The organism is Streptomyces populi (assembly GCF_002911015.1).
GTDB lineage: Bacteria > Actinomycetota > Actinomycetes > Streptomycetales > Streptomycetaceae > Streptomyces > Streptomyces populi.
The window spans coordinates 1-13,763 of the sequence record NZ_KZ626874.1 but is presented as its reverse complement, the minus strand read 5'-3'; the positions used below and the strand labels follow the sequence as shown (position 1 = coordinate 13,763).

12 protein-coding genes and 1 pseudogene are annotated in these 13,763 nt (G+C 71.0%); 1 reads left to right on the top strand and 12 read right to left on the bottom strand.

Annotation, left to right across the window (positions count from 1 at the left end):
* Positions 1-25: 25 nt before the first annotated feature.
* The 8 genes from CW362_RS19250 to CW362_RS19215 form a co-directional block, all read right to left on the bottom strand.
* On the bottom strand, positions 26-1,108 hold the full coding sequence (locus CW362_RS19250) for a branched-chain amino acid aminotransferase (RefSeq protein ID WP_103550754.1): 1,083 nt from the start codon (positions 1,106-1,108) through the stop codon (positions 26-28).
* A 32-nt stretch (positions 1,109-1,140) separates the two neighbouring features.
* The gene (locus CW362_RS19245; protein WP_103550753.1) at positions 1,141-2,736 is read right to left on the bottom strand and encodes an acyl-CoA carboxylase subunit beta; all 1,596 of its coding nucleotides are present in this window, start codon (positions 2,734-2,736) and stop codon (positions 1,141-1,143) included.
* A 91-nt stretch (positions 2,737-2,827) separates the two neighbouring features.
* The gene (locus CW362_RS19240) at positions 2,828-3,748 is read right to left on the bottom strand and encodes a fumarylacetoacetate hydrolase family protein (protein WP_103550752.1); all 921 of its coding nucleotides are present in this window, start codon (positions 3,746-3,748) and stop codon (positions 2,828-2,830) included.
* A gap of 1 nt (position 3,749) precedes the next feature.
* Positions 3,750-4,172, bottom strand: coding sequence for an acyl-CoA thioesterase (locus CW362_RS19235; protein WP_103550751.1), 423 nt, complete (start codon positions 4,170-4,172; stop codon positions 3,750-3,752).
* Between the two features lie 5 nt (positions 4,173-4,177).
* On the bottom strand, positions 4,178-6,025 hold the full coding sequence (locus CW362_RS19230) for an acyl-CoA dehydrogenase family protein (RefSeq protein WP_103550750.1): 1,848 nt from the start codon (positions 6,023-6,025) through the stop codon (positions 4,178-4,180).
* Positions 6,026-6,119: 94 nt separating this feature from the next.
* On the bottom strand, positions 6,120-7,340 hold the full coding sequence (locus CW362_RS19225) for a beta-ketoacyl-[acyl-carrier-protein] synthase family protein (RefSeq protein WP_103550749.1): 1,221 nt from the start codon (positions 7,338-7,340) through the stop codon (positions 6,120-6,122).
* Positions 7,337-7,579: an acyl carrier protein gene (locus CW362_RS19220; RefSeq protein WP_103550748.1), complete on the bottom strand. Its 243-nt coding sequence runs from the start codon at positions 7,577-7,579 to the stop codon at positions 7,337-7,339. Before CW362_RS19220 ends, CW362_RS19225 begins: the two co-directional genes overlap by 4 nt.
* A gap of 73 nt (positions 7,580-7,652) precedes the next feature.
* On the bottom strand, positions 7,653-8,672 hold the full coding sequence (locus CW362_RS19215; protein ID WP_206300994.1) for a beta-ketoacyl-ACP synthase III: 1,020 nt from the start codon (positions 8,670-8,672) through the stop codon (positions 7,653-7,655).
* A 182-nt stretch (positions 8,673-8,854) separates the two neighbouring features.
* Here CW362_RS19215 and CW362_RS19210 point away from each other — a divergent pair, with 182 nt between their 5' ends.
* Complete coding sequence (locus CW362_RS19210) at positions 8,855-10,231, top strand: FAD-binding oxidoreductase (protein ID WP_103550746.1); 1,377 nt, start codon at positions 8,855-8,857, stop codon at positions 10,229-10,231.
* Between the two features lie 677 nt (positions 10,232-10,908).
* Here the strand turns inward: CW362_RS19210 and CW362_RS19205 are convergent.
* The 4 genes and pseudogenes from CW362_RS19205 to CW362_RS19190 form a co-directional block, all read right to left on the bottom strand.
* Positions 10,909-11,382, bottom strand: coding sequence for a hypothetical protein (locus tag CW362_RS19205; protein WP_103550745.1), 474 nt, complete (start codon positions 11,380-11,382; stop codon positions 10,909-10,911).
* Between the two features lie 136 nt (positions 11,383-11,518).
* The gene (locus CW362_RS19200; protein ID WP_162684127.1) at positions 11,519-13,039 is read right to left on the bottom strand and encodes a hypothetical protein; all 1,521 of its coding nucleotides are present in this window, start codon (positions 13,037-13,039) and stop codon (positions 11,519-11,521) included.
* 203 nt (positions 13,040-13,242) lie between these two features.
* Positions 13,243-13,368 (bottom strand): annotated as a pseudogene (locus CW362_RS19195) (IS5/IS1182 family transposase); the annotation flags it as partial.
* A 137-nt stretch (positions 13,369-13,505) separates the two neighbouring features.
* A partial coding sequence (locus CW362_RS19190; RefSeq protein WP_162684126.1) for a transposase family protein occupies positions 13,506-13,763 on the bottom strand: 258 nt, incomplete at its 5' end.

Sequence of the window (13,763 nt, the reverse complement as noted above, 5' to 3'; positions counted from 1 at the left end):
TCGGCCCGGACCCGGCGGACGCCGGTCAGGCGATCTTGTGGACCCAGCCGAACGGGTCGGGTCGCGAACCGTCCTGGATCCCCGTCAGCTCCGCGCGCAGCCGCTCGGTGACCGGGCCGGGCACGCCGCCGCCGATCGTCCAGTCCCCGTCCGCGCTCCGGACGAAGCCGACCGGGGTGATCATCGACGAGGTGCCGCAGGAGAACACCTCGGTCAGTTCTCCCGACTCCGCGTCGGCCTGCCACTGCTCCACACTGATCCGTCCCTCCTCGGCCCGGTGGCCGAGCTCGGCCGCCAGGGTCAGCACCGAGTCCCGGGTGACGCCCGCCAGCAGCGTCCCGGACAGCTCCGGAGTCACCAGCCGGTCGCCGTAGACGAAGAAGAGGTTGCTGGTGCCCATCTCGTCCACCCAGCGGCGTTCCGCCGAGTCCAGCCAGACCACTTGGTCGCAGCCCATCTCCTTGGCCTGCGCCTGTGCGACCAGCGTTCCCGCGTAGTTGCCGCCGCACTTGGCCTCACCGGTGCCGCCGGGGGCCGCCCGGGTGTAGTCCTGGGAGAGCCACACGGTGAGCGGTTTCGCCCCGGCCGTGAAGTAGGAGGCCGCGGGCGAGGCGATCACCATGAACCGGTAGGCGGATGAAGGGCCGTAGAAGCCGATGGTGGGCTGGGTGGCGATCATGAAGGGGCGCAGGTAGAGGCTGTGCCCGGGCCGGTCCGGGACCCAGTCGCGGTCGGCGCCGACCAGCGTCTCGAGAGCCTCGACGAAGGTTTCCTCGGGCAGCGGCGGCATCGCCATGCGCGCGCACGAGCGGTTCAGCCGGACCGCGTTGGCGTCGGGGCGGAAGGTCACCACCGTGCCGTCCTGGCGCCGGTACGCCTTCATGCCCTCGAAGACCTCCTGGCCGTAGTGGAACACCTGGGCCGACGGGTCGAGCACCAGCGGCCCGTACGGGTGCAGCCGGGCGTTGTGCCAGCCCTGGTCCCGTTCCCAGTCGATGCTGATCATGTGATCGGTGAACGCCTCGCCAAAGGCGGGTGACTCCATCAGTGCCGCCCGCTCGGCGGCCGGCCGGCGGACAGCGGTCTCGGTGGTGAAGGTGATGGTCATGGGTGCGCTCCGGGGCATGGGATCACGGGTTGTCACAGGGGAATGTTGGCGTGCTTGCGGGACGGCTGGTCCACGTGCTTGCTCCGCAGCATCCGGAAGGCGCGGATGAGCAGCGCCCGGGTCTCGACGGGGTCGATCACGTCGTCGACGAGACCGCGCTCGGCCGCGTAGTAGGGATGCATCAGCTCGGACCGGTACTCCTTGACCAGCTGGGCGCGCAGGGCCTCCGGGTCGTCGGCCTCGGCGATCCGCTTGCGGAAGATGACGTTTGCGGCGCCCTCGGCGCCCATCACCGCGATCTCGTTGGTCGGCCAGGCGTAGGAGAGGTCGGCGCCGATCGAGCGGGAGTCCATGACGATGTACGCGCCGCCGTACGCCTTGCGCAAGATCAACTGGACCCGCGCCACCGTGGCCTCGCAGTAGGCGTACAACAGCTTGGCTCCGCGGCGGATCACCCCCTCGTGCTCCTGGTCCACCCCGGGCAGGAAGCCCGGCACGTCCACCAGCGACAGCAGAGGGATGTTGAAGGCGTCGCACGTCCGCACGAACCGGGCGGCCTTCTCGCTGGCCTTGATGTCGAGCACCCCGGCCAGAGCGAGCGGCTGGTTGGCGACGATGCCCACCACTTGGCCGCCGAGCCGGGCCAGCCCGCACACGACGTTGCGTGCCCACCCCTCGTGGACCTCCAGGAAATCGCCGTGGTCGACGATCTCCTCGATCACCCGGCGCATGTCGTACGGCAGCCGGCCCTCGGCCGGAACCAGGCCGAGGAGGGCGTCGTTGCGCCGGTCGTCCGGGTCGACGCACGGCACGGACGGCGGGTTCTGCCGGTTGTTGGACGGCAGCAGGGACAGCAGGTACCGGACCTCACCCAGGCAGGTCCACTCGTCCTCGTACACGAAATGCGCGACACCCGACAGCTCCGCGTGGACATCGGCGCCCCCGAGGTTCTCCTGGCTGACGTCCTCGCCGGTGACGGCCTTGACCACGTCGGGTCCGGTGATGAACATCTGCGAGGTGCCGCGGACCATGAACACGAAGTCGGTCAGGGCGGGAGAGTAGGCCGAGCCACCCGCGCACGGGCCCAGGATCACCGAGATCTGCGGGATCACCCCCGAGGCCCGCACATTGCGGCGGAAGATGCCGCCATAGCCGGCCAGGGCCGAGACGCCCTCCTGGATGCGCGCTCCGGCACCGTCGTTGAGCGAGACTAGGGGAGCACCGGCCGCGATGGCCATGTCCATGACTTTCTGGATCTTCTCCGCGTGCGCTTCGCCGAGCGCCCCACCGAAGATCCGGAAGTCGTGCGCGTACACGAACACGGTGCGGCCCTCGACGGTCCCCCAGCCCGCGATCACGCCGTCCGTGTGCGGTCTGCGGTCCTCGATGCCGAAGCCGACCGCCCGGTGCCGACGCAGCTGCTCGATCTCGTTGAACGACCCCGCGTCCAGCAGTACGCCGATCCGTTCGCGGGCGGTCAGTTTGCCTTTGGCGTGCTGGGCCCGGGTCGCGCGCTCGCTCGGACCGCCGCGCGCCCCTTCCCTGGTCACATGGAGGTCGGCCACCCGCGCCCGGATGTCGGTGCGCGGGCCCGGCAACTGCTCCGTGATTTCCTGCTGGACGGTCATCCGTTTCCTCTCCTTCCGCGATCTACGCACTCACAGGCGCCGTGGTCGGCGGGGCCCGGGGTGGTGCGGACCGCGCCGGGCCGACACCCGGTCACGACCGGGTCCGTGCGGAGGCGGCAGGCAGGACAGGGGCGGCCGTCCCGGCGTCGCCCAGGACCACCGCCCGGCACCGCTGCCGCTGTGCGCCCAGCCCCGACACTTCCGCCTCCACCACGTCACCGGCCCGCAGGTACGGCTGGTCGGGGCGGCCCAGCGCGACGCCGCCAGGCGTCCCGGTCAGCACCACGTCACCGGGGTGCAGCACCATGCACTGGCTCAGGTACCAGAGCAGGTGGGACACGTCGAAGACCATGTCCGCGGTGGACCCGCCCTGCATCATCCGGCCGTTGACCCGGCAGGTCAGCCGCAGTCGGCCCGGGTCGCCCACCTCGTCCGGGGTGACCAGGTACGGGCCCAGCGGACTGAACGACTCGAAGGACTTGCCCTTCACCCACTGCCCACCGCGTTCCAGGAGCCAGCTCCGCTCCGACACGTCGTTGCCGGTGGCGTACCCCGCGACATGGCGCAGCGCGGAGGCGGGGTCCGGCAGATACTGCGCGCGCCGGCCGATCACCACGGCCAGCTCGACCTCCCAGTCCGTCTTCTCACCGCCCGGCGGCAGCAGCAGGTCGTCGTACGGGCCGACCAGCGTGGTCGGCGCCTTGCTGGCCACGATCGGCTCGCCGGGCACTGCCAGGCCCGCCTCGGCGGCGTGGGCCCGGTAGTTGAGTCCGATCGACAGCAGATGCCCGCCCGGCCGGACGGGCGGGCCGACCCGCCCGGCGGCCAAGTCGACCTCCGGCAGCCCTGCGGCCTCCCGTGCCAGCCGCGCCGCCGTCTCCTGTAGCGCGTCGGGGTCCAGGGCCGCGCCCGTCCAGTCCGGCACCCACGAGGACAGGTCCCGCACGACGCCGCCGGGGCCCACCGCGCAGGGCCGCTCACCGCCCGGCGGTCCGATCCGCAGCAGCCGCATCTCAGTCGGCCGCCGGTGTCTGCTCGAGGTATTTCTCGAAGAAGCGGATCTCTTCCTCGGTCAGCCGCCGGGGCCGCCCGGCCCGGTAGTCGAACGGCGCCATCACGGTCGAGGCGGTGGCGTACACGGTGTCGCCGTCGCGGACCACGTAGTCGACGGCCACCGTCGCCGACTGGAGATCGGAGACCCACATCTCGATCTCCACCGGTTCGTGCTGGTGGACCAGTTGGCGCCGGTAGCGGATCCGGTGCTCCACCACCACCGACCCGTCCTTGAAGAAGGCGTCGCCGTCGTTCGGCGCCATCCGGAAGATGAAGTCGACCCGCGCCTCCTCCAGGTAGCGCACATAGGAGACATTGTTGACGATTCCGTATACGTCCATGTCCGACCAGCGGATCGGGCAGAAGTAGCTGTGCCTCGCCATGACGCTCAGCTCCCCTCGGCGACCGCGTCGGCGGCCGGTCCGAAGGCGCCGGTGCGCTGCTGGAAGGCGCTCACGTAGTCGTCAGCGGCGATCGGCGCCCTCAGCAGCTCCGGGGAGAGGTTGAAGCCGCCGATCAGGGCGTCGGTGTACGGCCGGAGCCGCGCGCACAGCAGGTCCGCCTCCCGGGGCAGCCGCTCCACCTGCTCGGCGGTCAGCACACCACGCGCGAGGTACCAGCCGGCGTCCCGGCGCATCTCGCTCAGCCCGTACAGCGCGGCCAGCAGGCCGAGCGCCGTCCGCGCCGACTCGTCCTCCAGCGTGCCGACCGCGGCGGCGAAGCACTCCAGCGCGGTCCGCACGCCCCGGGCCCGGGCCATCTCCAAGCCGGTGTTGATGGTGCCGTTCCAGGCCTCGAAGTACGTCCGGTCGCCGGTGTCGTCCGCCATGGCCGCGGCGGCCTCCCGGAGCAGCTCCGCCTCCCGGTGCCGTACCACCGCCACCAGGAACGCGAGGTCCCCCAGGTCCCGGCCCGCCGGGTCGGGAGCCACGGCCGGCTCGGCGCCGTCGCCGTCGCCGTACTGCGCGATGATCTGCCCCGCGGTGGTGGCCAGCAGCACCTGGTTGTCACCCTCCGCGGTGACCAGGCCCTGGAGCAGCGACCCGTAGTCCGCGATCCGGTTCGCGCTGAAGATGCCCTGCGCACCGCAGCGCTCCCGGCAGGTGGCGACGACGTCGGTCATCTCCCAGGTGGACAGCGCCTTGGTGATCGACACCAGATGGTTCAGCTCGGCGGGGAGGGCGTCCTGAGCCGCCGCCGTGAACTCCCGCTTGGCATGGTTGAGCAGCAGCGTCATCGCGTACGTCCGGGACAGCGCGGTGTACAGCGCGAGCTGGTGGCTGCGGTACTCGATGATCGGCAGGTCGTTGCGGCCGGGCGCGTTGGTGAGCCGCTGCGCCGCGAACCGCAGCGCGATGTACACGCTCGCCCTGCCCGCACCCGTCGCCGCGCTGGACACGCACAGCCGGCCGGGCAGAATGCGGTTCATCGCCTGCAGGAACCGCTTGCGCCGATTGCCGGACGCCGGACGGAACACGCCGTCGTCGTCGAAGCCGCCCATGTCGCCATGGAGCAGCTGGCGACGCGGGACGCGCACGTTGTCGAACCAGGTGAGGCCGTTGTCGAGGCCCTGCACCGGCTTCTCCGGGCACGGCGCGGCGTGCACACCCTCGCACAACTGCTTCCCGTCGCTGATCCGGACGAGGAACGGGTACACGCCGTGGTCCTTGCCGTCCGCCTTCAGCCGGGCCATCACCACGGCCAGCTTGGGGACGTCCTGGAACCCGCTGTAGGACATGTGCTTCTGCGCGAGGGCGTCGGGCGTGTTCAGGACGAACGTCTCGGTGGCGGGGTCGTAGACGGCCTCGGTGCGCAGGGCGGCCACGTTGTTGCCGTAGCCCAGCTCGGTGGCCATGTACGGGCTGAAGGAGTCCAGCCGGTCCAGTTCATCGAACAGGTCCTTCAAGTCCTCCCGGTCACCGTGCTCCACGACGGTGCCGAAGGCCAGGTTGTAGTGCACCATCAGCAGCGAGAACGTGGAGACGTCCACCAGCGACGGCCACTCGGCCAAGGCAAACAGCCGCCATGGATCGGCCAGGATCTCCCGCGGACGTTCCAGTCCGGCGTGCACGGCTCGCGACCGTTCGTAGGCCAGTTTCCCGGCCTGGGTCATGTTCAGCCCTTCGCGGGAGTCGAAGACGGGGTCCAGCAGCAGCTCGTGCAGGTCCTGGTGCGTCTGCTCGTACCTGCCGTCGAAGAGCAGCCGGGACAGTCCGGCGGAGGCCGACGAGGTCATGTGTGGGTCCTTTCCCGCGGCTGTGACTCCCGCGGTGGGGTCGTGAGGGGACCGGCGGAGAGAGCCGCCGCGATCAGGCGGAGCTCGGGAAGGGTCAGGCCGAGGCGATCAACAGGGCCGCGTTCTGGCCGCCGAAGCCGAACGAGTTGCTCAGGGCCACGTCGACGCGGGCGTGGCGCGCCGCGCCGTGCACGACGTCCACCTCCACCTGCGGATCGACCTCGGCGGTACTCGCCGACGGCGGAATCACCCCGTGGTGCACGGTGAGCGCCGCGAACACGGCCTCGATGGAACCGGCCGCGCCCAGCGGGTGCCCGGTGACGCCCTTGGTTGAGCTCACCTGCACGTCCGGGCCGGCCACCCGGTGGATCACCCCCGCCTCGATGACGTCGTTGAGCGGGGTCGAGGTGCCGTGCGCATTGACGTAGCCGATGTCCCGGCCGGTCAGCCCGGCGTCCGCGAGCGCCGCACGGACCGCCAGTTCGGCGCCCTTGCCCTCCGGGTGCGGGGACGTCACGTGGTGCGCGTCCGCGGAGGCGCCGTACCCGATGACCCGGGCCACCGGCCGCACGCCCCGGGCCCGCGCGTGCTCCTCGGACTCCAGCACGACGACTCCGGCGCCCTCGCCCAGCACGAACCCGTCGCGGGCCGTGTCGAAGGGACGCGACGCGGTCCCCGGATCGTCGAGCCGTCGTGACAGCGCCCGCATCCTCGCGAACGAGGACAGGTACAGCGGCGTGATCGGCGCCTCGGCACCACCGGCCACGACGATGTCGGCCAGCCCCGACCGGAGCAGCTCGCGGCCCAGGCCGATCGCGCTGGCCCCGGCCGCGCACGCCGTGCAGGGGGCCAAGCACGGCCCGTTTGCCCCGATGTCGATCGCCACCTGGCCGGCGGCCATGTTGAGCAGCCCCATCGGGAGGGTCATGGCGGAGATCTCCTCCGGTCCCTCCTCCAGCAGTACGCGGTGCTGCGCCTCCAGCGTGGCGGTGCCGCCGGCGCCGGAGCCCAGGATCACCGCCACCCGTGAGCTGTCCGCCCACTCGCCCGGGACGAGCCCGGCCTGGTCCAGCGCCTCGCGCGTGGCGGCGATGGCGAACTGGGAGTAGCGGTCCCACTGCCAGGCGGTGCGCCCGAGAGCGGCCGGGGCGAAATCGGGCACCCTGCAGGCCATGGTCACCGGCAGGCCCTCCAGATCGGCGTGGTGCGCCGCCGTCGGCCGGCCCTCGACCACGCGGTCCCAGCTCTCCTTGACGCCGATACCGGCGGGAGTCACCAGCCCGATGCCGGTGACGGCGGTCGCGAAGCCGGTCATCGGACCGTGGCACCCCTCTTCTCGACCAGGGCGACGATGTCGGAGACCGTGGAGATCTCGGACAGCTCCTCGTCGCTGATCACGACGCCCAGGCGCTTCTTCAGGGCGGTGGCCAGTTCGAGCTGTGACAGGGAGTCGAGACCGAGGTCGTCGAAGGTGGCCTCGGGCACCACCGCCTCGGCGTCCAGATCGAAACGGGCGACGAAGACCTCGACGACGGAGTCGTGGGCAGAACTCATGATGTCTCCTCCTGGAAGGTTGTAGGGGTTGGAGAGGTGAAGAGGGAACAGGGGACGCGGAACCGAGGAGCCGTCAGTCGACGAACTCCGCCTGGAGCTCCGGCCACACGAGTGTGGTCGAGCCCCAGGACAGACCGGCCCCGAAGGCGGAGAGCAGCACCCGCTGACCCGCCTTCAGGTCCCCGCGGGCGACGTAGTCGTTCAGCAGCAGGGGCACGGACGCGGCCAGGGTGTTGCCGACCCTGTCGATGTTCACCGCGACCCGCTCCCCGGGAAGATCCAGCTCCTCCGCGACCGCACGCACGATCCGGATGTTGGCCTGGTGGCCGACGAACCAGTCGACGTCCGCCGCGGACCAGTCGGCGCGTTTGAGGGCCGCCTGCGCCGACTGCGTCATCCGCTCGACGGCCTGCGTGTAGAGGGGACGACCCTCCATCCGCAGGTACCAGTCACCTGTCGGCACCGTGCCGTGTCCCAGGCCCCCGTCGGCGGAACGCTGCCGGGAACCGCCCGCCGGAATGGCCAGCAGGTCGGCCAGCGCACCGTCGCTGCCGAGGTCGAACGGGCCCAGCGCGCCGGGCTCGTCCGGTTCGCCCTTGCGCAGGACGACCGCACCCGCGCCGTCGCCGAAGATCGGCGTCGTGGACCGGTCCTCCGGGTTCACGAGAGTGGTGAACGCCTCCGACCCGATGAAAAGCACGGTGTCGGCGGTGCCGGCGGCGATCAGGCCGGACGCGGTGGCGAGCCCGTACAGGAAGCCGCTGCACGCCGAGGTCAGGTCGAACGCGGCCAGCGGTCCCAGACCCAGCCGCGACGCCACCTCCGGCGCCACCGCAGGGCAAAGACGCTCGGGCGAGGTGGTCGCCACGACCACGGCGTCCACCCCGGGCACATCGGCCGACCGCAGGGCACGCTCACCGGCTGCCACAGCCATGCTCCCCGTCGACAGCCCCTCGGAGACGAACCGCCGCTCCCGGATGCCCGTCCTGGTACGGATCCACTCGTCCGTAGTGTCCAGGGTGCGGGAGAGGTCGTCGTTCGTGACCGCCACGGGCGGGAGGAAGCCTCCGATTCCCATCAGCACTGCCGTCATCTACTCACCCTCCTGAGGATCGCGGACACGGCCTCAACCTGATGCGGAAACGGCCTTGACCTGACGTGGAGCAAGGCTGGCCGAAGTCTCGAGGACCGGGCAATTGGCCGTTGGTACAGGCGCCACGGCCTGTACCAACGGCCAATTGAACGGCTGCCGCCCCGGATGCCAACCTCGCCGGGGTGACCACGACACCGACTGATCTCGCAGGGCTCCTCCCGGCCGGACGGGTGATCACCGACCCGTCCCGGGTGGCGTCCTTCGCCCACGACGAAGCGGCGGGCGCGCCCTACGCGCTCCCGGCGGCCGTGGTGCAGCCCCACGACACCGCCGAGGTGGCGGCCGTCGTGGCCTACTGCGCGGAGCGCGGCGTGCCGGTGGTGGCCCGCGGGGCCGGCACCGGCCTGTCCGGCGGCGCCAACGCGGTCGAGGGCGCGGTGGTGGTGTCCTTCTCGGCGATGGACCGGGTCCTGCGCATCGACCCGGACGAGCGGCTGGCCGTCGTGCAGCCCGGCGTCGTCAACGAGGACCTGCGTGCCGCGTGTGCCGCCAAGGGCCTCTGGTACCCGCCGGATCCGGCCAGCGCCCCCTGGTCCACCATCGGCGGGAACGTCGCCACCAACGCGGGCGGACTGTGCTGCGTGAAGTACGGCGTCACCCGGGACTACGTGCTGGGCCTCGAGGTGGTCACCGGTCGCGGTGACGTGGTCCGGCTGGGACGGCGCACCGCCAAGAGCTCGGCCGGTTTCGAACTGGCCGGTCTGCTGGTCGGTTCGGAGGGCACCTTGGGCCTGGTCACCGAGGTCACGGTGCGGCTGCGGGGCGAGCGCACCCAGGAGCACACCGTCGTGGGCTACTTCGCCGACCTGCAGAGCGCCGGCCGGGCCGTCGCCCGGGCGGTGGCCTCCGGTGTGGTCCCGAGCGCCCTGGAACTCGTGGACCGTTTCTCCCTGCGCGCCGTCGACGAGTGGAAGAACATGGGCCTCACCGACGGTGGCGACGTGCTGTTGCTGGCCCGCTGTGATGCGCCCGGCGCGGTGGGCGCACAGGAGGCGGACACCGTGCTGGCCTGCTTCGAGGCGGCCGGTGCCACCTGGAGCGCGCGGTCCGGCGACCCGGCCGAGGCGGACGCCCTGTTCGCGGCCCGGCGCCTGGTCTACCCCGCGCTGGAACGCCTGGGCATGGTGCTCAGCGAGGACGTCTGCGTCCCCCGCAGTCTCCTGCCCGAGATGCTCGCCCGCCTCGAGGACATCGCTGCGCGGCACGGCGTGCACATCGCCACCCTGGCGCACGCCGGGGACGGCAACCTGCACCCGATGCTGGTCGTGCCGCGCGGCGACGAGCGGGAACTCGCCCGCTGCCGCGGGGTGTTCGAAGAGGTCGTCGACCAGGCGCTCGCTCTGGGAGGCACGGTCACCGGCGAGCACGGCGTGGGCCTGCTGAAGATGCGCGGCCTGGCCGACGAACTGGGCCCGGCGGTACTGGACCTGCACCGTGGCATCAAGCGGGTGTGGGATCCGGCGGGCATCCTCAACCCGGGCAAGGTCTTCACCACCTGACGCCGGCGGCCGCAGCCCCCGACGGACAGCGGCCGTCGGCTCGGACGACGGAGTACCGAATGGCAAGAACTACATCCGGCAGGGGGTGCTCGGACACTCGGCGCTCGATGCGGCTGCCCGCCGGAGACCCTGAGACGGTTCCGCTCCTGCCACACCGGCGTCGGGATCGCCTGGGACGACATCGCCCGCCAGGGCCTGCCGCTGCCGCCCGTCGGCCACGTGGTTTTGGCACTCGAGGATCGGCGGCGGCCTGCCACGACCGCGTGGCCGCCTCCAACTCCCCGGCCGCGGCTACGTCCCCGCTGCACGTCCTCGCCCGGCGCTGGCCGCACCGACCCCTGCTGCAACAGACCGCGCAGGTCCATGTCGGACGTTCCGCCGCTGTCCGGCAAGAGCGGTCGTGCAAGGCGATGATCAGCCGCGTACGCTCCTGCACGAGGTGGACGACTCGGTTGCCGGGCGCCGACCGGCCGCCGACAAACGTCGGGGCCCGGAACTCGCAGCACAGCCGCATCGAGGAGAGGCCGGGCACGCCGGAAAAGGAAGACCCCGCCCGCGGCCCCGTAGGGCAGCCGGCTTCGCGGGAACAGATCGTGCCGAGGCACACCGCAACCGGGCTCGTGACGGTACCTCCCGGCTCTTTCCACCATCGCGGGACAGAGCATGAGACGTGTCCCTCAGCGGACGGACGGTTCCTTCCGGTTCTGCCAGGCATGGCGCACCATCATCTCGATGTCGAGCGGATCGGACGGACCGGCCTGCTGATCGGGCCAGACTCTGGAGATCGGATGCGACGCCTCGCGGGTCTTGTTACCCGGCAAACGGGTCACTGCCACCATTACCCTCGCCCAGTCGTAGCACCCCAGGTAGCCGAGGGGCGCCGGCGCCACGGTGTCCGGTCGGACCAGCGACACCGCCAGAGCGGCAACGACCGTGAGCGCCGCCACGGCAACCATGACCAGCCGGGCCCTGCCTGCCGACGATCGTCCGCCGGGCAGGTCGCCTCCCCGGCCGGAGCCGGGCTGCGCTGAGCCATAGCCAAGAAGTTCACCACGCCCTCGGCGGTCACCGTCGTCGCTGTCCAGCCAGGAGGCGTCCGTCAGCCGTGCGAAGGCCACCAAGGGTGTCCCCTCGTCGTCCCACGTAGTCATGCCGCGCTCAACGACCAGTCACGCTCAACGACCAGTCAGACGAAGAGCAACGAGCCCGACGGCCTCGTAATGACAACGTCACCGCACCCGCAAGTCGGTCTCCCTCCGACACCAGGACCGTCAGCGCTGAAAATACTCAGTGTGCCGACAGGCCCAGGCGTTCCCTGGCGTTCCTCAGGTCGGCGGTGAGCGCGTCGCTCATCGGATCCCCGGCTCGTTCCAGTATGTCGACGAGAACGGCCGCTCCGGCCAAGGCTCTCTCCTCGGCCTCGCGCAGCGGCACGGTCGCGGTGGAGTCGCCGGTGTTCAAGGTGGTCCAGCGGCGGGCGGCATCGCAGAGGAGCAGTGCCTCCCAGAGTACGCGCAGGGCCGCGGGAAGGCGGTCGGATGCGATCAGCTGGTGGCCGATCCGGGCGAGCGAAGTGACCTGACGTGGCACAGCATTGACCACGTTCATCCGGCCGGTAGCCGAGAACCTGGCTCCGTCCCCGCCGCAGAGGGAGAGTCGCAGCGTCCGGATCTCCGGCGGATCCAGAGCGCCGGCCCGCACGCCGCCTGCGAGCCTCGCGGACTCCGTCCGCTCCGCTTCCAGCAGCACCTCCCGCAGACTCGGCGCAAGCACCGACCCGAACTCCCGCTCCATCTCCGCGATCCGATCATGCGACCCGCGGGCGGCCATGGCCAGATGTCCGGCCGCCTCCGCATCCCGCCCGGCCTCTCTCAGGTGGACACCGATCCGGGCATGAGCCCCGGAACTCCCGCCCCGGCCGAGTTCTGCGGCCTCCAGAATCAAGCCGTCCACGGCCAGCGCCGCGTCCCACTGCCCACGCGCCGCCTCCAGCATGGAGACGACCGGGGCGGCGAAACCGATCGCGTACGGGATCGCCTCAGGGCCGATCCCGCCCATCTCCTGGTATCGGGCGAGGGACTCCTGGCCGCATTCCAGAGCCAGTTCATGGTCCCCTACCCGCAGTTGGATCCCCGCCCCGACCGCGAGGATCCGGGCCGCGTCCCCGGACCGGTCCGAGAAGGGAGTGAAGGCTCCCGCCCGCATGTACCCACCGATCGACATGTCCAGATCGCTGAGGGCGCTGAAGGGACGGTCCCACTCGGCATAGGCCCGGGCCCTTCGTAGCCGGACATCGGCCGTCAGCAAGACCGCGGGAACGGGACCCGTCTCCTGCCGGTCACCCCGCTGCTCACCCTCCTTCCGGGTGGCAAGCTGCTCCGACTCCATCCGCTGGTACAGCTCCTCGGCCTGGTCCAGGGCTGCGACTGCACCGGTCACGTCTCCGACATCAGTCCTGGCCCGTCCCATGGCGTAGAGCAGTCCCGCTCTGGCCTGGGGAACCTCAGGCAGGTCCGGGGAGGCGGCGTCCAAACGGTCCAGGGCGTGCTGCGCCCGCACGAACTCGGCCAGCGCCTGTGCCGGCCCCTGGCTCTGCTCGGCGGCGAGCCCCCGTTCGTAGGCCGTCCGGTACTCCTGGATCGCCTGCTCGGTACGATCCCGGCCCTGAGAGGCTCCGCGCCGCCGAAATATCTTCATCTTCCCTATATCCCCCTTGAGTTGACTACATCCAGCCGTCCGGTGAAACGTCGACATCCTGTCACGGCGTCTCCACCGGATGCCCTTGTTCACTTCGAAGGGGTCTGTCACAGGTTCCCTGGCCGACTTGTGCCGGTGTGTCGGTCCGCTCGCGGGTGTTGGCGAGGCGTGCGGCGCCTGCGATCGACGGACGGCCTGACCTCAGGTGCGCGGCGATGGCGGCGGCGCCTCGGCTCGGCTCGAGCGTCGGATCAGGGGAACGGCAGGGGCGGTCCAGCCGCGCGCGTCCGTCGGGTGCCGTGATGCCGGGGGTCGGCGTCTTGGTAGGCGCGGTCGGCCAGGATCGGGACGCCCTGGCGTTCGCAGATCCGGATGATGCGGTGGGTGCGGGCTGCGGTCAGGTCGTGGGTGCGGCCCGGCAGGGCGGGCGAGAGGTCGAGTGCGGCAGGATGGAGAACCAACAGGGCTCCTGTGCCAATGGGTTGAGACTTCGAACACCTCCCCCAACGGCCCGGGGGCCTTGTGCGTTGCGGCCCTCACCTCGTCCTCACCGGCGTCACCCGATCAGTGAGCGTTTTCAGCGTTGCTTCTCCAGGGTGAGGACGGCTTTGGTGATGACGCTCATGCGGTTGGGGCTGATGCGGGATCTGCGGAAGATCTGCCAGGACTTCAGTCGTGCCATGCCTCGTTCGACGGGTGCCCAGGCTGCGGACAGAGCCCGGTTCTGGGTCCGCTCGGTGAGGGTGAGTTCACCGCCTGGCGGGCGGCGCTTGGCAGTGGTGACCCAGTCGCCCGCACCGATGTAGGCCATGTCGGCGAGGATCGGGATGCCCTG

What these genes read in the sequence shown, in the direction of transcription:
- CW362_RS19250 (WP_103550754.1), bottom strand. Translation starts at nt 1,108, where the DNA reads ATGACCATCACCTTCACCACCGAGACCGCTGTCCGCCGGCCGGCCGCC.
- CW362_RS19245 (WP_103550753.1), bottom strand. Translation starts at nt 2,736, where the DNA reads ATGACCGTCCAGCAGGAAATCACGGAGCAGTTGCCGGGCCCGCGCACC.
- CW362_RS19240 (WP_103550752.1), bottom strand. Translation starts at nt 3,748, where the DNA reads ATGCGGCTGCTGCGGATCGGACCGCCGGGCGGTGAGCGGCCCTGCGCG.
- CW362_RS19235 (WP_103550751.1), bottom strand. Translation starts at nt 4,172, where the DNA reads ATGGCGAGGCACAGCTACTTCTGCCCGATCCGCTGGTCGGACATGGAC.
- CW362_RS19230 (WP_103550750.1), bottom strand. Translation starts at nt 6,025, where the DNA reads ATGACCTCGTCGGCCTCCGCCGGACTGTCCCGGCTGCTCTTCGACGGC.
- CW362_RS19225 (WP_103550749.1), bottom strand. Translation starts at nt 7,340, where the DNA reads ATGACCGGCTTCGCGACCGCCGTCACCGGCATCGGGCTGGTGACTCCC.
- CW362_RS19220 (WP_103550748.1), bottom strand. Translation starts at nt 7,579, where the DNA reads ATGAGTTCTGCCCACGACTCCGTCGTCGAGGTCTTCGTCGCCCGTTTC.
- CW362_RS19215 (WP_206300994.1), bottom strand. Translation starts at nt 8,672, where the DNA reads ATGACGGCAGTGCTGATGGGAATCGGAGGCTTCCTCCCGCCCGTGGCG.
- CW362_RS19205 (WP_103550745.1), bottom strand. Translation starts at nt 11,382, where the DNA reads ATGACTACGTGGGACGACGAGGGGACACCCTTGGTGGCCTTCGCACGG.